This window comes from Emergencia sp. 1XD21-10, from assembly GCF_009936045.1.
Lineage (GTDB): Bacteria > Bacillota > Clostridia > Peptostreptococcales > Anaerovoracaceae > Senimuribacter > Senimuribacter intestinalis.
This window is the reverse complement of sequence record NZ_QWEQ01000022.1, coordinates 1-24,450: the sequence shown is the minus strand read 5'-3', so window position 1 is coordinate 24,450 and position 24,450 is coordinate 1. Positions and strand designations below refer to the sequence as shown.

17 protein-coding genes and 1 tRNA gene are annotated in these 24,450 nt (G+C 44.0%); 8 read left to right on the top strand and 10 right to left on the bottom strand.

What is annotated here, in order from left to right; genetic code table 11:
* Positions 1–18: 18 nt before the first annotated feature.
* Together D1151_RS12830 and D1151_RS12825 are read right to left on the bottom strand one after the other, a co-directional pair.
* Positions 19–567: a DUF3793 family protein gene (locus D1151_RS12830; RefSeq protein ID WP_161909161.1), complete on the bottom strand. Its 549-nt coding sequence runs from the start codon at positions 565–567 to the stop codon at positions 19–21.
* A gap of 177 nt (positions 568–744) precedes the next feature.
* Entirely contained in the window at positions 745–1,272 is a 528-nt protein-coding gene (locus D1151_RS12825; RefSeq protein WP_161909160.1) for a hypothetical protein, read from the bottom strand.
* 227 nt (positions 1,273–1,499) lie between these two features.
* Here D1151_RS12825 and D1151_RS12820 point away from each other — a divergent pair, with 227 nt between their 5' ends.
* Both D1151_RS12820 and D1151_RS12815 read left to right on the top strand, forming a co-directional pair.
* Entirely contained in the window at positions 1,500–1,820 is a 321-nt protein-coding gene (locus tag D1151_RS12820) for a helix-turn-helix domain-containing protein (RefSeq protein ID WP_160201892.1), read from the top strand.
* 148 nt (positions 1,821–1,968) lie between these two features.
* A complete protein-coding gene (locus D1151_RS12815; RefSeq protein WP_161909159.1) occupies positions 1,969–2,202 on the top strand; it encodes a helix-turn-helix domain-containing protein in 234 nt (77 codons plus the stop codon).
* Between the two features lie 717 nt (positions 2,203–2,919).
* Here the strand turns inward: D1151_RS12815 and D1151_RS12810 are convergent.
* Positions 2,920–2,994 (bottom strand) — tRNA-Arg (locus D1151_RS12810).
* Between the two features lie 508 nt (positions 2,995–3,502).
* On the opposite strand from D1151_RS12810, the gene D1151_RS12805 reads away from it, so the two are divergent.
* Complete coding sequence (locus tag D1151_RS12805) at positions 3,503–4,861, top strand: acetyl-CoA hydrolase/transferase family protein (RefSeq protein ID WP_160201894.1); 1,359 nt, start codon at positions 3,503–3,505, stop codon at positions 4,859–4,861.
* Between the two features lie 79 nt (positions 4,862–4,940).
* Here D1151_RS12805 and D1151_RS12800 read toward each other — a convergent pair whose 3' ends face one another.
* The 3 genes from D1151_RS12800 to D1151_RS12790 all read right to left on the bottom strand — a co-directional run bounded on the left by D1151_RS12800 (position 4,941) and on the right by D1151_RS12790 (position 10,976).
* Entirely contained in the window at positions 4,941–7,379 is a 2,439-nt protein-coding gene (locus tag D1151_RS12800; protein ID WP_161909158.1) for an ABC transporter ATP-binding protein/permease, read from the bottom strand.
* A 3-nt stretch (positions 7,380–7,382) separates the two neighbouring features.
* On the bottom strand, positions 7,383–9,653 hold the full coding sequence (locus D1151_RS12795; protein WP_161909157.1) for an ABC transporter ATP-binding protein: 2,271 nt from the start codon (positions 9,651–9,653) through the stop codon (positions 7,383–7,385).
* Positions 9,654–9,845: 192 nt separating this feature from the next.
* Positions 9,846–10,976, bottom strand: coding sequence for a DUF362 domain-containing protein (locus D1151_RS12790; protein WP_161909156.1), 1,131 nt, complete (start codon positions 10,974–10,976; stop codon positions 9,846–9,848).
* A 670-nt stretch (positions 10,977–11,646) separates the two neighbouring features.
* Between D1151_RS12790 and purB the strand changes: the two genes are divergently transcribed.
* The 3 genes from purB (at position 11,647) to alr (ending at position 15,695) form a co-directional block, all read left to right on the top strand.
* The gene (purB, locus tag D1151_RS12785; RefSeq protein WP_160201899.1) at positions 11,647–13,080 is read left to right on the top strand and encodes an adenylosuccinate lyase; all 1,434 of its coding nucleotides are present in this window, start codon (positions 11,647–11,649) and stop codon (positions 13,078–13,080) included.
* Positions 13,081–13,140: 60 nt separating this feature from the next.
* A complete protein-coding gene (locus tag D1151_RS12780) occupies positions 13,141–14,430 on the top strand; it encodes an adenylosuccinate synthase (RefSeq protein ID WP_160201900.1) in 1,290 nt (429 codons plus the stop codon).
* Between the two features lie 125 nt (positions 14,431–14,555).
* Positions 14,556–15,695 carry an alanine racemase gene (gene alr, locus D1151_RS12775; RefSeq protein WP_161909155.1) on the top strand — a complete coding sequence of 380 codons (1,140 nt, stop codon included), beginning with the start codon at positions 14,556–14,558 and terminating at the stop codon, positions 15,693–15,695.
* A gap of 433 nt (positions 15,696–16,128) precedes the next feature.
* On the opposite strand, the gene D1151_RS12770 is transcribed toward alr, so the two are convergent.
* Positions 16,129–16,845 carry a TIGR01906 family membrane protein gene (locus tag D1151_RS12770; protein WP_161909154.1) on the bottom strand — a complete coding sequence of 239 codons (717 nt, stop codon included), beginning with the start codon at positions 16,843–16,845 and terminating at the stop codon, positions 16,129–16,131.
* Positions 16,846–17,008: 163 nt separating this feature from the next.
* Here D1151_RS12770 and D1151_RS12765 point away from each other — a divergent pair, with 163 nt between their 5' ends.
* Both D1151_RS12765 and D1151_RS12760 read left to right on the top strand, forming a co-directional pair.
* Positions 17,009–18,367 carry an NCS2 family permease gene (locus D1151_RS12765; protein ID WP_160201903.1) on the top strand — a complete coding sequence of 453 codons (1,359 nt, stop codon included), beginning with the start codon at positions 17,009–17,011 and terminating at the stop codon, positions 18,365–18,367.
* Between the two features lie 143 nt (positions 18,368–18,510).
* The gene (locus tag D1151_RS12760) at positions 18,511–20,505 is read left to right on the top strand and encodes a thioredoxin domain-containing protein (RefSeq protein ID WP_161909153.1); all 1,995 of its coding nucleotides are present in this window, start codon (positions 18,511–18,513) and stop codon (positions 20,503–20,505) included.
* 8 nt (positions 20,506–20,513) lie between these two features.
* Here the strand turns inward: D1151_RS12760 and D1151_RS12755 are convergent, their stop codons facing one another.
* From D1151_RS12755 to D1151_RS12745, 3 genes are read right to left on the bottom strand one after another with little or no spacing between them, the layout of a single operon-like run.
* A complete protein-coding gene (locus D1151_RS12755) occupies positions 20,514–21,452 on the bottom strand; it encodes a glycosyltransferase family 2 protein (RefSeq protein ID WP_161909152.1) in 939 nt (312 codons plus the stop codon).
* Positions 21,445–21,843, bottom strand: coding sequence for a GtrA family protein (locus D1151_RS12750; RefSeq protein WP_160201906.1), 399 nt, complete (start codon positions 21,841–21,843; stop codon positions 21,445–21,447). The genes D1151_RS12755 and D1151_RS12750 overlap by 8 nt, the downstream gene beginning before the upstream one ends.
* The gene (locus tag D1151_RS12745) at positions 21,840–24,320 is read right to left on the bottom strand and encodes a YfhO family protein (RefSeq protein ID WP_161909151.1); all 2,481 of its coding nucleotides are present in this window, start codon (positions 24,318–24,320) and stop codon (positions 21,840–21,842) included. The genes D1151_RS12750 and D1151_RS12745 overlap by 4 nt, the downstream gene beginning before the upstream one ends.
* Between the last annotated feature and the right edge of the window lie 130 nt (positions 24,321–24,450).

Below are 24,450 nucleotides of genomic sequence, written 5' to 3'. Positions count from 1 at the left end.
TTCTTTCATTTTATATATTTACACAGCCACAGTGAGCTGCAGCAAAGACTTGCCTTCATAAAAAAGCCGTTTATAGACCATTTTACATTTATCAAACTTTGCAAACAGTTTCACAGCCTCGCACTCGTTGCAGTAAACCTTCCAGCAGCCACTGCATTTACTGTTTCTGCCTGCATTTTCTATAAAACCGACCACATCACCCAGCGGATAACCTAAAAACAATCCAATCTCATGAGGAAAGTCTCCTTCTTCTATGAATCTTTGGCGCAGCTTTGCAATGGCGCTGCTCGGCGTAAATGCCTCATATCCCTGCTCCCGCAAAAATTCTGCTGCTCCAGGGCGGTTAAGGTCTTCCTGCAGTTTTTTCTCACGATAGACATAGATCAGTGCGCTATGATCAAACTTTCGAAGAATTGCAACAGAAACGCCTTTCAACGATAACTCACTATTTAAAGTTCTAATGTAACCGTATAATGCCTGTTCCGATTCAAATCTATAGTTAAATAAATTTGCTGTTTTTAGTGATGCCAGCGTTGGTGAGCAGTGCTCGATCAAATAGTTCTCCATTTTCCGTTCTCCTGTATCAACTCCTGTTGTTCTTCGTCATTGGTTAGTTTCAACTAACCCATCTCTAAAAATAAAACCGACTCTCGTTTCTCTCGGCGTTAGTTAGTTAGTATAGTTAGTTCTGACTAACTATACTACAATTTTCACCCCCTGTCAATAGAAAAATTCATTTCACTATTACTGCTCTTCTGTATGGCAAATTTGCAATTCAGCTTTTTTTAGTCTATGCTGCCGAATTTTTTCTTCTATGTTTGAAATTTCCTCTGAACAATCCGTAACTTGTACCTTGTCATACAATTTGAACATCAAATTAATTTCCAATCCCTTATCTCCCATAGAAATAGAAATATCATCTGCAGAAGATATAATTGCAACAAAATCTGACAAACCCATATCATTATCCAATATAAGTTCGTCACCTATATAAGTCAGAGTCCCAATAAATTCTTGCTCGTCAACATTTAATATGATATGCCCGCCTTGTATCCACGCAATTTCATAAAGTAACGGGTATAATACTTCTGTAAGCACTCGATATCGCTCGTCATTTCTTTTTTTCAGAAATTGCGATTCTTTTGCTTCTAATAATGCTGCCAACAACTGAAATTCTTCTCTTCCATAGTCCGTCATTGAAATTTTTTCCATTTGTTTTAATCCCAGCGTTCTTTGCCGATGTTTCGTTAGAAAATCTGCTTCTTTTCTCATCATATTCTCCTATTACAATTTGACCTTTCACCACTCTGCGCACAAATTACTGCAATTCAATACCGTATTGACGTTATTATGAGTTTATAAGAATCTTAAAAAGAATTATACCACATTTCAGCCCGATAAAAAACAATTTTTACTACATATTTTAAAATAAATTCAACATTTCAGCCCGATAAAAAGGCTTATAAAAAAGTTATTCTATATCACAGGGAGGTATGAAAATGAATGTAAGTTTTATCGGTGAACGCATAACGGAGTTACGTCTAAAAAAGAACGTCTCTGAATATCAAATGTCCTATGATTTAGGACACAACAAAAATTATATCAGAGCGATCACGTCTGGTCGCTCATTGCCATCAGTAACAGGATTATTTAATATCATCGAATACTTCGGACTAACGCCATCAGAGTTTTTTGACAATGAACGACCACAAATGATTAGAAAAGCGATGGAATATATGGAACAACTTGATGAAGAAGACATGGTAATACTGCTGAATATCATGCAGCTAATTTGCCAAAAAAGAAAACAATCTGACTAAAGATCATTTTGGTAGTTTAAATCTCCTTATTCCATATATAAAACACAGAATAGAGAATTATTACCGGCTTATTTACAAAAAAGCCACATTTCAGCCCGATATCATATTTTTTAAAAAAGTTATCATAATGAAAATGGAGGTGGCAGTAATGAAAGCAAAATATATAGGTGAACGCATCACAGAATTGAGACTAAAAATGGAGGTCTCTGAATATCAAATGTCTTACGACCTTGGGCATAATAAAAACTATATTAGAGCAATTACATCTGGCAGATCGTTACCGTCAGTAACAGGTTTGTTTGATATTATTGATTACTTTGGTTTAACACCATCAGAATTTTTTGATACTGACTACTGGAATGATATGTCCGAGGATATATAATCATAATAACACTTTATAGTAAGATAGCACTTTGCGCAAAAACCTTAAAACCTCTGAAAAATTAAGGCATTTAAGGTTTTTTTGTAGTACTTCTGATGTTCTGACCTTAAAAATAAAAAGCCCGCACATGGCAGGGTGAATTGACTATTGCATAATCTTTTCATTCGTGGTATATTGGTGTCAAGAGGAAACCGGAAAAAACGGTTACCAAAGTTTTACGACTTAGCCGCTACATTTTGATCGATGGGAGCGGCTATTTTTTTATGTAAGCAATGATTAGTGATACTACTATTCCTAAGACTGTAAATACAACCATTAAGATTTCATAATCCGTCATTGTAACACCCCCTCTCTGAGGGGTAACCGCTTTAAACCTTCGTCCTCTTGACTATATGTATTATACTACACCCCGTTCCTGCGGACAAGGCACTTTATTTTGCATTACTTTCCGGCAACCCCGCTGCTGTTAAACTGCTAGAAGATGCAAATTATAGAAGACAGCGACATACAAGTATCGAAGTTAATTAAAGCCCCCTATCACCAGACAGCTCTTAAAGCAAACATTTCACAAATGTTAGCACGCAATCCCCCTCAAAAGTCTTTATCTTGACATCAAAACTAAAATTTGAATATAATGGTCGTTCGTTTTCCAAAAGAGTAAAGGCAAAAAGAAGAAAGCCGAAACCCCAGATAATTCAAGGTTTTCAGCTTTTCTAGTGGTACCCCCGGCGGGAATCGAACCCACAACTATGCTTTAGGAGAGCACTGTTATATCCATTTAACTACGGAGGCGTATTCAGTTTAAAGAAGTGTCCTTAACGAACACTTTTTTATCATACCACTTTTTTGACAGAAATTCAATGTCTTTTCAAAGTTCTACAAAGTTAATGTTATTTTATGGAAGATTGCACGCTTTCACAAAAAGATTTCAAACTCTGCAAAAACAGATCTCTTTTTTCGTAAGAAAGACAGATTTGGTAATCAGTCTATGTAAGATTGAAAACTGGAATAAATACACAGGAAAAATTTTATTGTAAAATCCGCTCAGTTTGACTTAATCCCCCTTAAATTTACAGGCATAGTCATTTTTATTTTGCTGATTTCACCATCGTTTTCTCTTTACTTGTAATTTAGGGGTTGATAATTATTTGACAATGTAGTAGAATAGAGGAAGGATTTGTTAAAAACTAGACAAACTTTAACAGACGAAATAACGATGCCATGCTGAGTCACCGTGCCTGTGCACCGAAAAGTTTGCTGGTCATTGAATTAGGACGTTTTTATATAAGGGAGGAACATTATGTACAAAGTATCTTCACTTGCAGAAGAATACCAGAAGAAACTAATTACTGCGGACGAAGCAGCCGCAATGGTTCATAATAACACTCGTATCCACTATGGAACAGGCTGCGGTGTTGTCAATGATATCGACGAAGCTCTTGCAAGGCGCGCAGATGAACTAAAGGGCATTGAAGTGCTCAGCACGGTAGCCCTCAGAAAAGAACCATTTAAGCTTTATCAGGCAACTTCTTCCAACGAACAGGTAAGATTTGCCTCAGCCCATTTCAGCGCATTTGACAGACAAATGAACAAAGAAGGGCGATGCTGGTACATCCCAATGCTGTTCAATGAACTGCCGTACTACTGGGTCAACAATGAAAACGACATCGACATCGCATTCTTCCAAGTTGCGCCAATGGACAGCCACGGTAACTTCAATCTGGGACCGCAGGTTGCTGACATGTGGGGCGTTATTAAAAGTGCAAAGAAAATCATCGTAGAAGTCAACCAGAACATGCCAATCGCTCACGGTCATCAGACACAGCTAAACCTTTACGGAATCGACCATATCGTGGAAGGGTCCAATGCACCTTTGGCAGAACTTGGAACAAAGCCCGCTTCAGACATCGACAAACAGATTGCCGCCCACGTAGTGGAACTGATCAACAGCCACAGCACCCTGCAGCTGGGCATCGGCAGTCTTCCAAACTGTATCGGTCAGATGCTGGCAGACTCCGATGTAAGAAATATCAACGCTCACACTGAAATGTTTGTGGACGCTTATGTGGACTTATTTGACGCAGGAAAATTAACTGGAAATAAGCCGGTAGATAAAGGCAAAGCCCTTTATACCTTTGCAGGCGGCACAAAAAAATTATATGATTTCATCGACAATAACCCGATTTGCTGCAGTGCGCCGGTAAACTACGTAAATAATGTTAACGTTATTTCCAGCATCGACAATTTCATCTCCGTCAACAGCTGCATCCAGGTTGACCTTTACGGACAGGTATGTTCCGAGTCTGCAGGTCATCAGCAAATTAGCGGCACAGGCGGACAGGTGGACTTCGTAATGGGCGCATTCCTGTCAAAAGGAGGAAAGAGTTTCATCTGCACACCGTCGACCAGAACACTGAAAGACGGAAGCAAAGAATCACTGATCTCCCCAATTTTGACGCCAGGTGCAATTGTCACCACTCCGAGAACTGCAACCAACTATATCGTAACCGAGTACGGCGCTGCTAACTTGAAAGGAAAATCTACTTGGGAAAGAGCCGAAATGTTAATCAACATCTCCCACCCTGACTTCAGAGAAGACCTTATCAAAGCAGCTGAAAAGAACGGTATATGGAAAAATACAAGCAAGTGTACATTCTAATCCAAATATATCTCAATCTTAAGAAGAAGTGGGTTGACCCAAAAGGGGCAACCCACTTTTTCATATTTTTTCGTGTATCTTAATTCACGTCGTTTCTTGACAAAATCGCTGCCGGCGTTTTGCGCATGGTGTTAAATACAGGCAGTAGTCCCGCTACCAGATTAAATCCAAACACAAGACCAAAGCTGATGAGCAATACCAGCGGATTCATCAGATACTGTTCTCCGATCATTGGAATCTTTGAAATTCCATTTAAGATGTATGCCATCACCGCCATGCCCGGAATCGTAGTCAATGTAGTCATTGCGATGATTTCGCCGACAAACATTTTGTAAATATCTTTCTTTTTTAGACCGATTGCACGAAGCACGCCGACCTCTTTAATTCTCGAGAGGAAAGAAGATCTCAACATGAGATACATTTCCAGAAGAGAAATGAGCAAGATAATGCCGGACACCAAAATTGTTGCGATAATCTTTTTTTTGCAGCTATCGATATAAGACTCCCTGTCGGCAGTATAATTATCTGTGACCTTGACATTTTGCGCCGATAGGTTTTGATAGGTGGCTTCCTTATCCTTTGGAGAAAGCACTATCTCTGTCTGGTCCTCCATCAGATAATCTATGGCTGTATTCTTGCTGACATAAAGTGCGTCTGTACCGCGTTTATCGTTGTAATAACCGCAGACAGTCAGCTTCTTACCATTCACCTTCACATCGAGCTTACTTCCGATAGCTGACTCGTATCGATGCATTTCATGAATCAACACTTCCCCGGTTTTCTTTGGCGCCGCTCCTTCGACAAGCGTCACCGTTTCCCGGTCACGAAGTCCGTAGGACAGCACCAACGGCATCGCCTCCTCGCTTTCTTCAGTGTATCCGGAATCTTCTTCCGTACGCATTTCTGCCTGCACCATCAGAATATCCATAAAAAGCTCTCTGTCTGCGTAAATTGAAGGGCTTCCCTGATCAGTAATTCCCACAATCGTGAATTCTCCCAGACGCGGCAACGTTACCTTTCTTCCAATAATCTGTTCCTTTGAAAGCAGGCCAATCATTTTCGGCATATCGTTAGAAAGAAAGCTATCCGCCGTGATTCTATCGATGACAATCTCCGAACTGTCCTTTGCATTTCTGCCCTCCAACAGTTTTTCTTCCTCTACCATATCCAAAGCTGTCAGGGATCCTGCTAAGCTGACCTGCGCACCTTTGGTCTGGTAATAATCATCCAGAGGAAAGGCGAAATTCACCTGGGAATTGCCCGGAAGCGCATAATCAATGCCGTCCATATTTTCGTATTTTTTAAAGTTCTGCGGTGTCACCTTTGCCCCGTTCACCGTCAAGTAGTTCTGATTAACCTGGACAAATTTATCGTCTGTAATATTGGTAATTCCAGCAATACTGCTTACCGCATAAACGGCAAACATAGACGCCATGATGAACCCTACAAGCAAAATTTTCTTAATGAGGGAATAAGAAAAAATTTTCTTGTATCCACCTGCAATCATAGTCACCGGATTAAAAATGGAGGTGTACTTTGGCGTAAAATTCTGATCCAGCATATTTGCATAGTCAAATTCATACGCCTCGTAAACGTCTTTGGAAATTTTCCGGTAATGGTCATCGACCAGTTCCACCGCTTCTGAACCTTCTCCTATTCCAGCGGGAGTTTCGATATATAGATTGTTGTTTTTGAGAACTACCTTGATTTCCAGCTGCTGGTCCTTCTTATCACTGTAAAATTTTAACTTCACATTTTCTAATTCCAGCTCCTGCTGCACCTGCATATCCTGAAGATAGATTTTGTTTTCCAGCCGATAATCCAGTTCGCTATTGTGGGCATTTTCTCTGTCACTGACGATTTTTCCATCCACAATTTCCACAATACGGGATGCGTAAAATTCCGCGATTTCTCTCTCGTGGGTGACGAGAATCACCAGCTTTTCCCGGGAAATTGCCTTAATAATATTCATAATCTCCAGCGTATTTTTACTGTCCAGATTACCTGTCGGCTCATCAGCAATGATAATCTTTGGATTTTTTACGATGGCACGGGCAATCCCCACACGCTGCCGCTCTCCGCCGGAAAGCATTTTCGCCGGGCGGTTTTTGTATCGATCAATGCCTACACGCTTTAGGATATACATGACCCGCTCTTCGATTTCTCTCTTATCTTTAATCCCCATCATGCGCAAAACCAGCGCTACGTTGTTAAAAACTGTATCATCCTCAATGAGATTATAGTTTTGGAAAATATATCCAATATTTGCATTCCTGATTTCGTCTTTCTTCCCGTCAGAACGACCTGTCAGTCTCTCCTCGCCGATGTAAATTTCACCGCTGTCAACTTTGTCGAGACCTCCGATTGCATTGAGCAGAGTCGTCTTTCCGCAGCCGGAATTTCCCAAAAAAGTGACGAGACCCTTATCAGCAAGTTCTATAGAGGTGTGGTCAATGGCTCTGATTTCGTTGTTTTTCTTCCTATTAAAATACTTGTTTACATTTGTTAATCGAATCATCTCTTACACCTCCTCTTTATACGCATTCATCGCTGTCTTTTTAAATAGCTGTCTGGCATATCTGCCCGCCAGAAGTACCGACATCAGGCAGAGCACTACATACAGAATCACTACATCCCCGATAGAAAGGAAAGACACCAACTGCTGCAGATAAGCGACTTTCACCACTTCCAACTTTACCAGCGCCAAAAGCCCCATGCAAATAAAGTAAGCAATATTGAACACTGCAAAAAGTTCTACTTTCAGCAGACTGCTGCAGTTTTCTTTGCTTGCACCCAGCATACGGATAGTCGAAAAATAGATGTTCCTCGACTTCAAGATTAGCTTAATGATGAAATAAGTGATGAAGAACAGCACAATCAGCACTGCCGCCAGCATGATGGTGTAAAATGTAGTGAGAATGACTCCAAAACCACCGGCGTAGCTCACATATCCGTCATGTACACAGAAAGTGTGGTAACCCTCCTTTTCAATTTCCGCCGCTGTTTCTTTAGTCAGCTTATCGTCTTTTACACGGACGGAGGACTGGAAATTCCCTTTGTCAAACAGGGCTGCATAGTCCTTCGGATTGATAAAGAGACTGCCGCTCACCTCTTCAAAATTCTCGATTTCAAGGAGGGTTTTCAGATTACTCTGGTTGTAAACCGCACCCACACTGAAGTTGATTTCGCTTTCAAAATACAAGCTCTTATTGATCAGTTTCAAAGTTTTACCTACTGCGCTTTCCGTACTGAGCGCAGCAATGTCTGCAGGCACGTAAATTTCACCCTTAGGCACTTTGTCGCTTGCTTTGATTGGTAAAACGCCTGCACCGGAGTCCCCACTTAAAATGTTATCCGCAAAGACAATCTCCTGGCTGCACTGGTGCTCCAGCACTGTCAATCTGATATCATCCAAAGTCTCTTCACCGACACAATATAAAGCTTCATATAAAATATCTGATTCGTCTAAAGTCTCCTGTTGTTCTTTGGTCAGATAACCGTAGCCAACGACTTTCATTTTTTTACGCAAAATACTGTTTCCTGTATTTTGATTGCGCGCATCGACCTTGTCGGCTTTCATCACCATATCGATAACCGCTTCGGCATAACCGTCTTCCGGAATCATCAGGACTGCTTCGTTATACGATTTCGGCATTCTGCCCTCCACAAGCTGTCCTTCCATAACCTTTGCTTCTTCTATTTTAGAAGTAATGTAAAAATCTCCATTTTCAAAATCGTCCGATACATCGGTGATTAAATCCAGCATGAGATCATTTTTGATAATTCGCTCTACATTATCTATTTTTCCAATCTTTTCATAATCGTCCTCGGTCAACTCGCCTCTATCCTCTTTAGTAAAGAGAATTCTATTTCTGTCAGTATCCATGAAATAGTAGTTATAACCGCCTGTATCCATATCCCCCATGTTCTTAAAGGATGTGTACTGGCTGATTACACTCATGCACAGGAACAAAAAAACCGTCAGCAGCAGGAAAAATTTTGCAGGAATATTAAAGGTATTGCGCACGCCAAGCCGTCCCATACTTCCTAAGGTAAGGCCGTCTGCCTTCGCAGTTTCGACAGACTCCTCCGCGTCCCCGCAGCTGCCGATGGTCACTGCCATCCGTTTATCTTCTGCCACTTTTCCATCGTGCATAGTGATTTTTCTGGTCACGTAAGGCTCAACCTGCTCATAATTATGGGTTACGATGATGATCAGCTTATCTTTAGAAAGCTGGTGCAGCAACTCTATAATTTCCGCCGCTGACTTACTATCCAGATTTCCAGTCGGCTCATCAGCTACGATAATCGGCGTCTCTTTCGCCAGCGCTCTGGCAATGGCAACACGCTGCTTTTGTCCGCCGGAAAGTTTGGAGGCCTTGGTTTTCTCGTAGGAGGAAAGTCCGACCTTCGCTATAATTTCTCGTACCCGCTCCGGAATTTCTGACTTGTCATATCCGCTCATCAAAAGTACCAGCTCTACGTTCTGATACACAGTATAGCTGTTGATTAAATGAAACGTCTGGAAGATATTTCCGATATATTTCTTTCTGTATTCTTCTAAATCCTCTTTGGAAAATCCGCTGGTCGGCTGACCCATGATATACATTTCGCCTTCCTCAAAGGAATCCAGTCCAGAAATCACGTTGAGCAGTGTAGACTTTCCGCTCCCGCTTTCTCCGGTAATTGCGACAAACTCACCCATTTCAAAATTTAGGTCAATCTTGTTGAACCCTGTAGAAACCAGTCCGCCGCTTGAGTAGAATTTCGATACTCGTTCTAATCTTAACATATTTCTCCCCTTTCCTAATTCTTCCACTACTATATCACGACAATCTCACAACCGTCTATAACTTTGGAGAAAATTTAAGAAATGTAAGGAAAATGTAAGAAAGGTTGGGGCGCCGACTTCCGCAGCACCCCTGCACTACTTCTGCACAAAAAACAGACAGCGGATTCATCTGCTGTCTGTCTGTTTTAAAAATTATTTTACGTCTATCAGTTCATATTCTCTGGTGCCGATGCCTAGCTTTTCGCCGTGAATCAGTCCCGCTTCCCAATCGGTATCCGGGTGCATGATTTTGAACACGTCGTGACCATGTGCGTGGCCACATCCATGATCATGACAGGCACACTTATCAGCCGCACTGCCAGCAATCACCGGCTGCTTGTTGGCTGCATCTACGCAGGCCTGGTCGATGGCAATGGGATCAAAGGAAGCGAACATGCCTACATCAGGAATTACTGCAACGTCATTTCCGCCCTCGCAGTCGCAGTCAGGAGATACGTTTATCAGCATATTGATGTGGAATGCCTCTTTTCCGGCTAAGGCTGCCTTGGTGTATTCTGCAATCTTTCTATTCATCACCGGCTTTGCTTCGTCCCACTTCGTTGCAATAGCGCCCTTTGGACAGTAAGCGATGCAGTAGCCGCATCCCAGACATTTATCTTCATCAATCACTGCTTTTCCATCGATCACATGGACACCATCGTTGGCACAGTTCTTCACGCACATGCTGCAGCCGATACAATCCTCTGTGTTAATCATCGGAGTGCCGCTGCTGTGCATTTCCATCTTGCCTTTCTTTGAACCGGCTCCCATGCCGATATTTTTGATAGCGCCGCCAAAGCCAGCACCAACGTGCCCTTTAAAATGGGTTAAAGAAATGATTACATCTGCTTCTGCAATGGCAGCACCAATCTTTGCGGTTTTTACATATTCGCCGCCCTCTACCGGAATTTCACGTTCATCAGTTCCGCGCAGACCATCGGCAATAATGGTATGTACACCTGTTGCCAGCGGGTTATAGCCGTTCATATATGCTGCATCCAAATGATTCAGTGCATTGTTGCGATAACCCACATACAAGGTATTGCAGTCTGTCAGGAATGGCTTGCCGCCCTTCGCCTTGATATGGTCACAAAGCACCTTAGCATACTGCTGACGCAGAAATGCCATATTTCCAAACTCACCGAAGTGGAGTTTCACTGCTACAAATTTATCCTGAAAGTCAATCTGATCGATGCCTGCTTTTGTGATTAAACGTTCAAACTTGTCCAGCAAACTATCGCCCATGCCTACATGCATGTCTGTAAAATAAACCCTTGAACTCATCTTTCATCCTCCTTAAATTAATATACCTTGATTATATGTTATCTGGCAGGATTGGTCAACACTAGCTTATTCTATTTCGAAAAAGCTCCTTTTCTCTATCTGATAGCGTCTCATACAAGGTCAGCACCATCTCAACCTTTTCTGATTTACACGCATCTGATGTAGGCGCTTTTAAGAAAAATGATGTAATTGCAATGGTCAAGGAACCAATCAGACCAATTATGTTTACCTTAAAGAACTGACGCTTATTGTCAGAAATTATATGCGAACGACCTATGAAAGTAAAGAGATTCAACCTATATTACGATTTTCTAAAAAAAGTGTATAAATAATTCATCTTGACCTTTCTCATATCTTGCATTTTTTGTAATCATTCAAACAATTTCACGCAAAACTTGCATAAAACGCAAGTTTTTAGGGTGGAGAACAGTAATAGATGAGCCTTCCATAACTATAATGAGAATCTGACCGATTACTTTTATACATTATTTTAACATTTTCTAATTCTCGGTTAAGATTCAGCCTTTTTCTTATACACTTTTTCCAAAAACAACCGTTTTAAGTTAATCCTTCATGATTGCAAAAATACGATAGTCCTGCTCTTGAAATTCCCCGTGTAAAATGCTATAATAATATGTTATTTTTATAGATTACGTAGGGAGGTTTTCGTATGTCAACAAACAATTACACCAGTCCGCTTTCAGAAAGATACCCGAGCAAGGAAATGCAGTATCTTTTTTCGCCGGACATGAAATTCCGCACCTGGAGAAAACTTTGGATTGCACTGGCAGAAGCTGAGAAAGAACTGGGGCTTGCCATCACGCAGGAGCAGATCGACCAATTAAAGGCTCACGCCGAGGACATCAACTACGATGTCGCAAAGGCGAGAGAAAAAGAAGTCAGACATGATGTCATGAGCCACGTGTACGCTTATGGTCAGCAGTGCCCGGATGCAAAGGGAATCATTCACCTTGGCGCAACCAGCTGCTATGTTGGCGATAACACAGACCTGATTATCATGCGCGAAGCTTTAACGCTGGTAAAAAAGAAAATCATCAACACCATCGCTTCTTTAGCTAAATTTGCAGACACCTACAAAGACCTTCCAACGCTGGCATATACCCATTATCAGGCAGCGCAGCCTACCACTGTCGGCAAGCGTGCAACCCTTTGGCTCAATGATCTGGTCATGGACCTGCAGGATCTGGAATACGTTCTGGACAGTCTCAAACTGCTCGGTTCCAAAGGAACTACCGGAAGTCAGGCTTCCTTTATGGAACTCTTCGAAGGCGACCACGAAAAATGCAAAGCCTTAGACCAGAAAATTGCTGACAAAATGGGATTTCCCGGCTGTTACCCGGTTTCCGGCCAGACCTATTCCAGAAAAATTGACAGCAGAGTGCTGAACGTGCTGGCAGGTATTGCCCAGTCCGCACACAAATTTTCCAACGACATTCGTCTGCTGCAGCACATGAAAGAAGTTGAAGAGCCCTTTGAAAAGCACCAGATTGGCTCCTCTGCCATGGCATACAAGAGAAACCCTATGCGTTCAGAGCGTATGGCAGCCCTTGCCAACTACGTCATGAGTGATGCCATGAACCCGCAGCTGACAGCTGCAACCCAGTGGTTTGAAAGAACTCTGGACGATTCAGCAAACAAGAGAATTTCCGTCAGCGAAGCATTCCTTGCGGTGGACGGAATCCTAGAATTATATATCAACGTTTCCAACGGTCTTGTGGTCTATCCGAAAGTCATCGAAGCACACTTGATGGCAGAGCTTCCTTTTATGGCTACAGAGAACATTATGATGGATGCCGTAAAAGCCGGCGGAGACCGTCAGGAACTGCACGAGCGAATCCGCGTACATTCCATGGAAGCGGGCAAAGTTGTCAAAGAGCAGGGTAAGCCAAATGATCTTTTAGATCGTATTGCGGCAGACCCAGCCTTTCATATAACAAAAGAGGCTTTACAGAAGGCTTTGAAACCGGAAAACTATGTGGGCAGAGCCCCACAGCAGACAACAGAGTTTCTCAGCGGGGTCATAAAGCCTATTCTATCAGCAAATGAGGCGCTGCTTGGTCTCACTGCTGAAATTAACGTTTAATCGGGGAGCGCATCTGTAAGGCAAAACCCGTCTAAACGTGAACGAATAGGAGGTTACACTATGATCAAAGCAATTGTCGGCGCCAATTGGGGCGACGAGGGAAAAGGTAAAATCACAGACACACTGGCTGAAAACTGCGACATCATCGTCAGATTTCAGGGTGGAAGCAACGCAGGACACACCATCAAAAACAATTACGGTAAGTTCGCCCTGCACATGTTGCCATCGGGCGTCTTTTACGGACACACCACCAGCATTCTGGGCAACGGCGTAGCACTGAACATTCCGAAGCTGATTGAGGAAATCAAATCCTTGACAGACCGGGACGTCCCTGCGCCAAAAGTTCTGGTTTCAGATCGCGCCCACATCGTCATGCCGTATCACATCTTGCTGGACGAATACGAGGAAGAACGCCTTGGCGGAAAATCCTTCGGCTCCACAAAAAGCGGTATCGCACCTTGTTACTCCGACAAATACGCCAAAATCGGCTTCCAGGTGAACGAGCTCTTCATGCCGGAGGATAAACTTCGTGAGAAACTGGAAAACGTCTGCACATTAAAGAATGTGATGATTGTCAATTTGTACGGCAAACCTGCACTCAAAGTTGACGATCTCATGGAAACCATGAAGCAATATAAAGAGATGATAAAACCATATGTTGCCAACACTTCCGCTTTCCTTCACCAGGCTATTTCCGAAGGAAAAAACATCCTTCTGGAAGGACAGCTGGGCGCGCTGAAAGATACAGACCACGGCATTTATCCAATGGTTACTTCATCCTCTACGTTGGCGGCATTCGGCGCTGTAGGCGCAGGTATCCCGCCATATGAAATCAAAGAAGTTACCACCGTCGTAAAAGCTTACTCATCCGCAGTTGGCGCGGGCGCCTTCGTCAGCGAAATCTTCGGAGAAGAAGCTGACGAACTTCGCCGCCGCGGCGGCGACGGCGGCGAATTCGGCGCCACCACCGGGCGCCCGCGCAGGGTTGGCTGGTTCGATGCAGTTGCTACCAGATATGGATGCAGAATGCAGGGAACTACAGAAGTTGCCTTAACCGTTATCGATCCGCTCGGATATTTGGATGAAATTCCAATCTGTGTCGGCTACGAAATCGATGGAGAAATCCATCAGGATTTCCCGAATACCACTTATCTGGAAACCGCCAAACCGGTACTGAAAACAATGCCCGGCTGGAAAAGCGATGTAAGCGGCATTCGCAATTGGGAAGATTTGCCGAAAGCCTGCCAGGAATATGTCAACGAAATCGAACGTCAGATTGGATTCCCAATTACACTAGTATCGAATGGGCCTGGCAGAGACGATATCATTCACAGAACCCCGCAGCTGTAATTTGGTTTTGCTGCAATCTTTGGCACCAGGCTTAACAAATACGACAATCGTAGAAAGGGGAAACAGGCGGTGCCTTTCCCTTTCTAAAAACACAGTTCCTATTACGAAGAAAGGATTTTGAGATTATGTATAAGGACGCAATCAGACCCGCATGGGCTGAAATCAATTTAACCAATTTAGACTACAATATCAAAAATATCAGAGCAAAAGTCGGCGCAGATAAAGAAATGATTGGCGTCATCAAAGCTGACGCTTACGGACATGGCACAGTAATGTGCGCAAACGTGTTGCGTGCTAACGGCGTAAAAACCTTTGCCATCGCCACACTGCAGGAAGCCATCGTACTTCGCCAAGCTGGCGCAACAGAAGAAATCATCATGCTGGGACTGACGCCGGACATGTATGCAGACACCATCGTAGAATACGACATCACACCGGTGGTCTGCAGCGCTTCCAATGCTAAAGCCATCAGCGACGCCGCTCTCAAAGCAGGCAAAACTGTTTCCGGTCTAATCGCTGTTGATACCGGCATGGGTAGAATCGGTTATCTTGCAGATGACATTGATAACGCAATTTTTGATATTAAGAAAATCACCATGCTGGCAGGTTTCAAAATCAAAGGTCTGTTTTCCCACATGTCCACCGCTGACGCATACGACAAGACCTACTCCCACCAGCAGGAAGAAAAATACAATCGTTTTTACGAAGCACTGGTTGCAGCAGGCGTTGACGTGCCGATGAGAACCCTTGCAAACAGCGCTTCCATCATGGAACTGCCGAGCATTCACTTTGATGCAGTGCGTCCAGGCATTATCCTTTACGGCTGCTATCCTTCCCATGAAGTAGATAAAAACCAGCTGGCGCTGAAACCGGTTATGTCCGTCAAGGCTAACATCGTCCACCTGAAAGACGTGCCGGAAAACTTTTCTGTGGGCTACGGCAGAAAATACATTTCCAGTAAACCATCTAAAATTGCTACCATTGCCCTGGGTTACGCAGACGGCTATCCTCGTCCGTACTCCGCACAGGCAAAAGTCATCGTAAACGGTGTAGTTTGCCCGATTGCCGGAAATATCTGCATGGACCAGTGCATGATTGATGTATCAAACGTTCCAAACGTAAAAGTTGGAGACGAAGTCATCATCATGGGTACAGACGGCGTAAACACAATCCTTGCCGACGACATTGCAGACGCAACTGGCACCATCAATTACGAAATCTGCTGCGCTTTCGGCCAGAGACTTCCAAAAGTTTACGTTCGATAAACTTCGTGTTTTTGCAAAAATGACCGCAACATGCCAATTCTAAGACATTGCGGTCATTTTTTTAATTCTTGTTTTACAAAAATGACCGCATTTGCTCAGATCATCCAACTTGCGGTCATAAAATCCATTTCCTCTGCTAACAACATGCTGCCTATCCCCTTAAACTCCCTCAAATCCACACGAATTTCCAATTTTTAGTATTATATTTACAGGCAAATTCAACGAATCTCCCATTATTTTACATATCCCTGCAATTGCAAATATCATTGAGCTCCCAATTTTGACCGCATTTCATATAAAACGCATCAGTACGGTCAAATCCTCAAAAACAAAAATTTTAACTCTGACCGTCATCTGCCCAAAACAAGGCTTTGCGGTCAAAAATCTAAAAACTAAAGAATTATAACACTGGTCCAATCGGCAAATGTCCTGCTCACGCCGCAGTCCGTCTTGTGTCATGGGACTGACGCTGCATCACACGCTGCCGCCACACGAAAAAGCTGCAAATCATAAGCACCGCCACCAGCCATCCGCCAAAAGTCAGCACAATCCGCAGCGTTGTATCCACAAAGAAAGGCTGCGGTACAATGCGAATGAGCAAATCCGTCTTTGGATCTAAAAGCCACAGGTCGTTGTCGAAGAAGATATGATGGAAGATGACAAAGTATTTGTGAAAATCCGTCGCCACAATCAAGCCGGAGACAGCACAGACCACAAGCACGCCCAAAATCCCCCAAAGTAAAAACTTAGGAGTCAGCAAAAGCCGTTTTCGCAAAAACAGCCAGCCAAAGCACACAACAAAGACTACAATCGCCCACCGTCTTATCATCATACCACCAAAAAACAATTCTTTCACATCTGCCATATGCGCAATTTCCCTGGCGCTGAAAAATCCGCGGGACTGCCCGGCAACCATCGTCGGCACCTGCAGTTCTTCCCTGTCCCCACGCAAATATGCCATCATTTCATCAGTGACATGAAGCAGATCTTCCATTTCCATCTCTACACTCGTTGTCACATCATATTTTTCGTATTCACTTTTAAAATAATCGGGACTCCAATAAACGACCGCCTCCACTGCAGTAATCAATAGTATCAGTACCAGTGCAAGGCTCATGACAAATCCCACAATATACTCTAATATTCTCATGCTTTTATCATACTGCCGAACACAGACAAACTCAAGCACCAATTTCGACAAAACTATCCAAAATCTGCCCAAATTCAAATTTTTTCTTGGACATTGCGCCCTCTAGCATATATAATGGACATATCTATTTTTATTTTTTAAGACAAAGGAGAAACGTACTACTATGGAGAAATTATTCAAGCTACAGGAACACGGCACTGATGTGAAAACCGAAGTTATCGCCGGCGCCACTACGTTCCTCTCAATGGTTTACATTCTTGCAGTAAACCCGGGCATGCTCGCAGCAGCCGGTATGGACAGCGCAGGCGTTTTCACTGCAACAGCTGTTTCCGCTGCTATTGCAACTCTGTTCATGGCATTCTTTGCCAACTACCCTATCGCCCTTGCTTCCGGCATGGGACTGAACGCATACTTTGCATTCACCGTTTGCGATGACCTTGCTGCAAAAGGCATCAACGATCCTTGGAAAATCGCACTGGCTGCGGTCCTTGTGGAAGGTCTGGCCTTCATTCTGCTGTCTCTGTGCAATTTCAGAGAAAAGCTGGTAAACGATGTGCCTGCTAATCTGAAATACGGCATTACTGCTGGTATCGGACTTTTTATCGGTTTAATCGGTTTCAAAGGTGCAGGAATCGTCATCGGCGATGCTTCCACTCTGGTAAACTTGGGCTCCTTTGCAACGCCGCAAGTGGTACTTGCACTTGTTGGTCTGATTCTGACCGCAGTTTTGTTCCACTTCAACGTTAAAGGCTATATCCTCATCGGCATTCTGGCTACTTGGATTTTGGGTATGATTGCAGAAGCAATCGGCTGGTATGCAGTTGATGTTGAAGCTGGCGTGTATTCCTTGTTCCCTGATTTTTCCGGTGCAAGCTTTATCCCAGCTGCCCCTGCATTCTTCTCATTTGACTTTGCATGGATTGGCGAAAACATGGTGCAGTTCCTTGTCATCGTATTCTCTTTCCTTTACGTTGACCTGTTTGACACTGTCGGCACTTTAATCGGCGTTGCTTCCAAAGGCAATCTGCTGGACGAAAAGGGAAATCTGCCTAAGGTAAAAGGCGCTCTCATGGCGGATGCCTGCGGTACTATCGTCGGCGCATGTCTGGGCACTTCCACTGTTACAAGCTATGTAGAATCCAGTGCCGGTGTTGCTAACGGCGGCAGAACCGGTCTGACTGCAGTAACCACTGCTGTTCTCTTTATTGCTGCACTATTCTTCTCCCCAATTTTCCTTGCAATTCCGGGATTTGCAACAGCACCTGCTCTCATCTGGGTTGGGCTTTTAATGATTGGCGCTGTGAAAAATATGCACTTTGACGGTGACATTGCAGACGTGGTCGGCGGGTTCCTCGCCCTGGTACTCATGCCATTCACTTACTCCATTGCCAACGGAATCATGTTCGGCATTCTGGCATGGGTTATTCTGAAGGTCCTCACCAAAAAAGTAAAAGATATTCCTTGGGTTATGTGGATATCCGCATTACTTTTCGCAATCAGAATTTATACACTGATTCGCTAATTAATAAAGAACTAAGAGGCAGTCTTGTTGATTGCCTCTTTTTTTGTCTTCATTTAACCAGCCTCCACTTTATTCTCCTGTCTAAATTTCCCTAAATCGGTCATACTAAGGAATATAAAAAGCTTTGAAAGGACGTTTTTATTATGAATCATCTGAAACACGAAAAATCTCCTTACCTTCTTCAGCATGCTGAAAATCCGGTAAACTGGTATCCCTGGTGTGAAGAGGCCTTTGACCTCGCTGCAGAAAAGGACCTTCCCATATTCTTAAGTATCGGCTACTCCACCTGCCACTGGTGCCATGTCATGGCACACGAATCCTTTGAGGATGAAGAGGTTGCTGCTTTCTTAAACGACCATTTTATCTCCATCAAGGTGGATCGTGAAGAGCGCCCCGATATCGATAGCGTCTACATGCGCGCTGCTCAGGCTATGACCGGTTCCGGCGGCTGGCCGCTTACTATCTTCATGACGCCTGAAAGGACACCTTTCTTCGCCGGAACCTATTTTCCAAAACATACCAAATACGGTCAAATCGGTCTTTTAGAACTGCTCTCCGCAGTCTCTCAAAAATGGACCGAGGACAGAGACTCCCTCCTTACTCAGGGCAGTCAAATAGTTGCCTTTCTTCAAAAGCAGGAAGCCGCTGCACCTCAGACAAAACAGAATCCAGAAAATTCTATTGCAGAAGCCCTGTCATATTTTGTAAAAAACTTCGATAGAAAGTATGGCGGCTTTGGCAGCAGTCCTAAATTCCCCGCAGCGCACAACCTACTGTTTCTCATGGCGCAGAAAAGTAAAAAAGGTGACAAATACCTGGCTATGGCAGAAAAGACCCTAACCCAAATGTATCTGGGCGGCATTTTTGACCACATTGGCGGCGGCTTCTGCCGATACGCAACCGACGATAAGTGGCTTATTCCCCATTTTGAAAAAATGCTCTATGACAATGCCCTGTTGCTCATGGCGTACAGCCAATGTTACTATGAGACAAAATCTCCCCTTTATCTGACTGTAGCAAATAAAACCGCCTCCTACATGCTGCGAGAACTGAAAGATCCAGAAGGCGGCTTTTACTGTGGACAAGATGCCGACAGCGACGGTGAAGAGGGCACCTATTACCTCTTTACACCGGAGGAAATTCGCAGTGTTCTTCATCTGGAACCTGCGGCAGCCTTCTGTTCTCAATACGACATCACACCACAAGGCAATTTTATGGGGAAAAATATCCCCAATCTTCTGAGTACCAAAGACCACGGTCTTCTGCCCGACGAAGACGTGCTGCGAATTTTATACGACTACCGGTTAGAACGCACCAAACTCCATAAGGACGACAAAGTTCTCACCAGCTGGAATGGAATTGCTATCGCCGCCTTTGCAAAAGCTGCAAGACAGCTGAAAAATGCTGATTATCTGGAAGCTGCTCTTTCCGCGGCGGAGTTTATCTGGAAACATCTCCAAGATGAGGGAAAACTTTTTGCCAGATGGCGGCAGGGTCACTATGCCTTTGCAGGAACGCTGGACGATTATGCTTGCTACATCTGGGGACTTTTGGAATGTTACAGCACGACCTTCAATCCTATCTTTTTGGAACGCGCAGACCGGATTGGCAGCACCATGATAAAACTGTTTTTCGACTCTAAAGAGGGCGGCTTTTACCTTTATGCTGCCGACAGTGAGGCACTTTTTCTGCGCCCTAAGGAAACTTATGATGGGGCTATGCCTTCCGGCAATGCCGTCGCTGCTCATATTACAAAAAAACTGGCATTTCTTACCGGTGAAAGCTTTTGGGAGGACATTGCTGACAAGCAGTCTGCTTTCATGGACAGAGCCTGCAGTGATTATCCCTTTGGTAATAGTTTTTACCTTTGGAGTGTCAGCCAGGATCTTTTTGAAGAGGGCAAACTCATCTGCACTATGCCTGACGCAGAAAACCTATCCACAGACACGCTGTGCCGACTTTGGGATCTTCAGATGGACGTAGTGCTGAAAACAAGAAAAACAGAGGAGACACTGCATAAAGTATCTCCTTATCTGAAAAATTATGAGATTCCGGAAGAAGGCAGCGACTTTTACCTCTGCCGAAACCATGTATGCTATAGCCCTGTCCACAGTCTGGATGCGCTGGAATCCTTGTAATTACTGCATCAGCAGCTTTTTTCCTTTACGATGTAGATGGGGCGTCTCTTGTTTTCTAGGTAATCCTTAGACAGGTAGGCGCCCAAAATATAGATGAACAACATTTGCAGGCTGCCCAGAAGCAGTACCACAAAGAGTATCACGTCCAAGCTGCTCACCGCCCCCGGAACCCAGATACTCTGTATCAGGTTGCAGCCCATGAACACCACACCGGCAAGAAAGAGGAAAATTCCCATTAGACCTGCCGCTTTCAGCGGTGCCGTTGAAAAGGAAAGTATTCCCTCAAATGCATAAGCAAACAAACTCTTAAAGCTCCACTTGGTACATCCCATTGCACGCTCCACACCCTCGTACTCAATCCACTTGGTATCAAATCCCACAAAGGAAAAAAGTCCCTTCATATACCTGTTATATTCTTTCATTTCCAAAATGGCATTAACCACCGTGCGGTTCATCATACGAAAATCGCCGTGCCCGTCGGTCATATCCATGTGGGTGAGCCCTTTGCTGATTTTGTAAAAGGCTTTAGAAAACAGACTGCGCAGAAAACCATCCCCTTCGCGGCTCAGGCGGAGCCCGCCGCAGCAGTCATAGTCCTCGCAGCTGACAACCTTGTACATCTCAGGCAGCAACGCTGGTGGATGCTGCAGATCTGCATCCATAATCACGCTATAATCCCCTCTGGCTTCTTTGAGCCCGGCGTACATCGCAGCTTCCTTCCCAAAATTTCTGGAAAAAACTACATAGCGGACCTTTTCATCTTTTTCTGCCAAATTTTTCATAATAGTTCTGGTTTTATCACCGCTGCCGTCATCTACAAAGATAATCTCATAGTCCACCTCCGTCATCTGACGCAGTACTTTCCCAGTTTCAATGTAAAATAAAGGTAAAGACTCCTCTTCATTATAGCAAGGCACAATAACACTGATTAAATCTCTCTTATTCATGTGAAACACCCCTTTGTTTAAAAATACTGTACTTGCAAGCAAAGTAATTAAGTACCACTGTGATAACGCTGACGAGAACCTTTGACACAAAGCTTCCTGCGCCAATGCAGTCTACCAGAAGCAGCAGCAGTAAATTCTCAATGACCAAAGTTGCCGCCCGAAGCGAAAAGAACTGAAGAAACTCCTGTTTTTTATCTCCTTTGGAGTGGAAGACCACTTTCCTGTTGGCGAAGTAGGCGAAAGTTACTGCGCCTAGCCATGCAAGCGTGTTTGCTGTTAAATAGTTGACAGAAAGTGCCATTAGTCCGATGTAAATGATATAGTTAACCCCTGTTGTCATGCCGCCCGTCATAATGTAACGAACAATTTGTGATTCCTGCAATTTCTTCATTTCTCTCTTTTCCTTTTCCTTAAAAATACTATAATTTGTGATAACAGCAGCATTGCCATCGCCGCTGCGCTGAGTGCTGCTCCTGCTGCAAACCCCGGCGCTTTATAACTGATTTGAATGCTGTGCTTTCCTTTCTCCAGTGGAAATCCCACGAAAGCGGTATTGACCTTTTCAGCCTTTTGCGCTTTCCCGTCCACCAAAATCTGAAAGCCCTTCTTATATGGATAAGATGTAACAAAATAGCCATCTTGCTTCATCGTTACTATTCCCTGAAATATATCGCTGCCGTTTGCCTGAAAATCCTCTGCGAGAGTCGGCACCGCAATGTCCTGCGCTTCTGCTGTCGGAATATCCAAAGTGTAGACTTTGATATCCTCGATATTGTAGCGGCTCCTGCTCATCGCAATTTCCAGCTCCGAAAGTCCTGCAGAATCCGACAGTACATAAGTGAAGTCGTAGTTTTCATTAGGATACGGCGCATACCATGAAGACAGATTATTCGCCATTCCATTGATATTGATGAGCACCTGCCTGTCGTCCTTCCTGTCTATATGAAGGCTGATGACAAGGGCTTTGCCCTTCAGCGTTTCTTTCAGGTGTACCGTCTGTTTTCCTTGCACACTCTCATCGTAAACCGTTGGAAATGCTTCTTCAAAGAGTTCCTCTGGATTTTGCGCTTCTGCACTCACACCGCAAAGCTGTGCCAAAGTCTTTGGAAATTCACTAATTCCCCCACGCTCTGCTTTCTCCTGTAAAAGCACTTTGTCGGTGCCGTAACACATGGGCAGCACATCGGGATTTTCGGCAAGGACGTAACCGTTTCGCCTGAAAATCGGCTCATAGCCGTAAGGCACCTGTTGTTCTCCGGTCAAAACATACCTTATTCCCATGAAGTAATTGAATAGGCTGTTCTGATTTGGCATGAGAACTACCCGATTTCGTATGCTGATTGGGTTTCCCATCGTATCATAATAAAATTTCCCATAGGTGCTGCTTGTCACCGAAGAATACATGGCTGTCTTGTTCAGACTACCGTCCGGCAACACGTTACTGTTGACGTAGTTATTGCTGAGATAGTCAAAACGGTATAACGGCTCTGAAGCAAACATGGTAATATCTCCGAAAGAAAACCAGCTTTGTCGCATATCATCTTTCTGCAGCCAGTGCTCTAACTCTTTGTTCACCCCAAAGTTGGCACAGAGAGGAAGCAACAGCAGACATGCCGTAAGCACATGCTTTGTTCTTTGGGGAATTTTCCCCATTCTCTGAACGAGCACCCATGCCAATACCACAAGTCCATCTATCAAGATTAGCAGCGCCCACGCGTCTTCTTTTCTTAGCACAATTGGTACGGCACAAAGCAGCGCCGGCAACATCAGCGCTTTCTGCTTGCCCTCTAATATCCTTGCCAGCGTATCTGTGCAAATCCAGACAATCAACGGAACCAGCGGAATCAGAATCTTTTCTCTAGCATAGAGAAATCCGCTCAGTACGTACCAAACAGCTGGCACCATAAGAATCAGAAGCACCACTGCCGTCAGCCAGCGTTTTTTCTTATCCCATAGAGACAATAGCAGCAGATACAAAGAAATCAAGGTCATGCCGCAGCTGTAAGGCTGATATAAAAGTCCGCTGAAAGATAAGTTGATAGTTTCGATGGACTCCTGCGCAAAACTTCCAGCATCTTTTTCCGTCGATAAAATGGCAAGTCCCGTCGGAAGGAGCAGTACCGCCGCCATGCAGATAGAAATTACGACTGCGAAAGCCGTCTTCACCGTAATTTGAACCACTACTTTTTTAGTATTTCCCGAAACCGCAAGCTGATGTACAAAATATAGAAAGCATACGACCATGCAGGTCGGCGCGTAGTAAAAGCTGTGCATACAGATCAGAAACAAAGCGATTGTCAAAAGCAAACTGTTCTTTCCCGCGAGAATCCGGTCGATGCCCAGCAGCGCCAGCACCAGAAATGGCATATAGTTGATGAACATAATCTGGTGATGTGCATGGAAGAAACACGTGGCTGCCGCCATGAGCACCGCACCGAAAGCCGCAAAGTTCATCGCGAAACTTTTTCCCTTCAGCCAAAAATACGTAAGATTGACACTCACCACTGCCCCAGCCGCCGCATATGCTGAAATAATTTCTTTCATTTCGATATTCGGCAGTAAGCAGGAAAGCAGTACATCCGGTCTGAGCAATCCGTAGTAAGCCAGATCATATGCGTTAATCCCTCCGCCGAGTCCGACAAACTGCGGGAAAATCCCCCCTGCTGAAAGCATAGTCTGCCTCAGTGCCTCCGCAGCTCCTACATGTTGACTGTACCAATCCCCTTCTGACCCAAAGATTGCTCCCTGTTCGACAGGCAAATAGAGAAGCAGAAATGTAAGTCCCGTCAGTAAAAGATACGGAAGTATTTCCGCCCCTGCCTGTCCTATTCTCTTTTCCCATTCCCTACAGTTCTCTAATGTCTCCATCTTTACCCTTCCTTTGTTTGTTTACATCTCTATCATAAGGTACAGTTCTTAAATAAACCTGAAAAGAAATCTTATGCTTTTCTTAAAAAAATCTTAACATCTTTGGGGAGATTTCCCCTAAATATGATAC

Bases quoted from the DNA above. Each gene is read 5' to 3' on its own strand.
- D1151_RS12745 (WP_161909151.1), bottom strand. From the start codon at position 24,320: ATGGAGACATTAGAGAACTGTAGGGAATGGGAAAAGAGAATAGGACAG.
- D1151_RS12765 (WP_160201903.1), top strand. From the start codon at position 17,009: ATGGAGAAATTATTCAAGCTACAGGAACACGGCACTGATGTGAAAACC.
- D1151_RS12790 (WP_161909156.1), bottom strand. From the start codon at position 10,976: ATGAGTTCAAGGGTTTATTTTACAGACATGCATGTAGGCATGGGCGAT.
- D1151_RS12770 (WP_161909154.1), bottom strand. From the start codon at position 16,845: ATGAGAATATTAGAGTATATTGTGGGATTTGTCATGAGCCTTGCACTG.
- D1151_RS12795 (WP_161909157.1), bottom strand. From the start codon at position 9,653: ATGTTAAGATTAGAACGAGTATCGAAATTCTACTCAAGCGGCGGACTG.
- D1151_RS12825 (WP_161909160.1), bottom strand. From the start codon at position 1,272: ATGAGAAAAGAAGCAGATTTTCTAACGAAACATCGGCAAAGAACGCTG.
- purB (WP_160201899.1), top strand. From the start codon at position 11,647: ATGTCAACAAACAATTACACCAGTCCGCTTTCAGAAAGATACCCGAGC.
- D1151_RS12750 (WP_160201906.1), bottom strand. From the start codon at position 21,843: ATGAAGAAATTGCAGGAATCACAAATTGTTCGTTACATTATGACGGGC.
- D1151_RS12780 (WP_160201900.1), top strand. From the start codon at position 13,141: ATGATCAAAGCAATTGTCGGCGCCAATTGGGGCGACGAGGGAAAAGGT.
- D1151_RS12830 (WP_161909161.1), bottom strand. From the start codon at position 567: ATGGAGAACTATTTGATCGAGCACTGCTCACCAACGCTGGCATCACTA.
- D1151_RS12815 (WP_161909159.1), top strand. From the start codon at position 1,969: ATGAAAGCAAAATATATAGGTGAACGCATCACAGAATTGAGACTAAAA.
- D1151_RS12820 (WP_160201892.1), top strand. From the start codon at position 1,500: ATGAATGTAAGTTTTATCGGTGAACGCATAACGGAGTTACGTCTAAAA.
- D1151_RS12805 (WP_160201894.1), top strand. From the start codon at position 3,503: ATGTACAAAGTATCTTCACTTGCAGAAGAATACCAGAAGAAACTAATT.
- D1151_RS12755 (WP_161909152.1), bottom strand. From the start codon at position 21,452: ATGAATAAGAGAGATTTAATCAGTGTTATTGTGCCTTGCTATAATGAA.
- D1151_RS12800 (WP_161909158.1), bottom strand. From the start codon at position 7,379: ATGATTCGATTAACAAATGTAAACAAGTATTTTAATAGGAAGAAAAAC.
- alr (WP_161909155.1), top strand. From the start codon at position 14,556: ATGTATAAGGACGCAATCAGACCCGCATGGGCTGAAATCAATTTAACC.
- D1151_RS12760 (WP_161909153.1), top strand. From the start codon at position 18,511: ATGAATCATCTGAAACACGAAAAATCTCCTTACCTTCTTCAGCATGCT.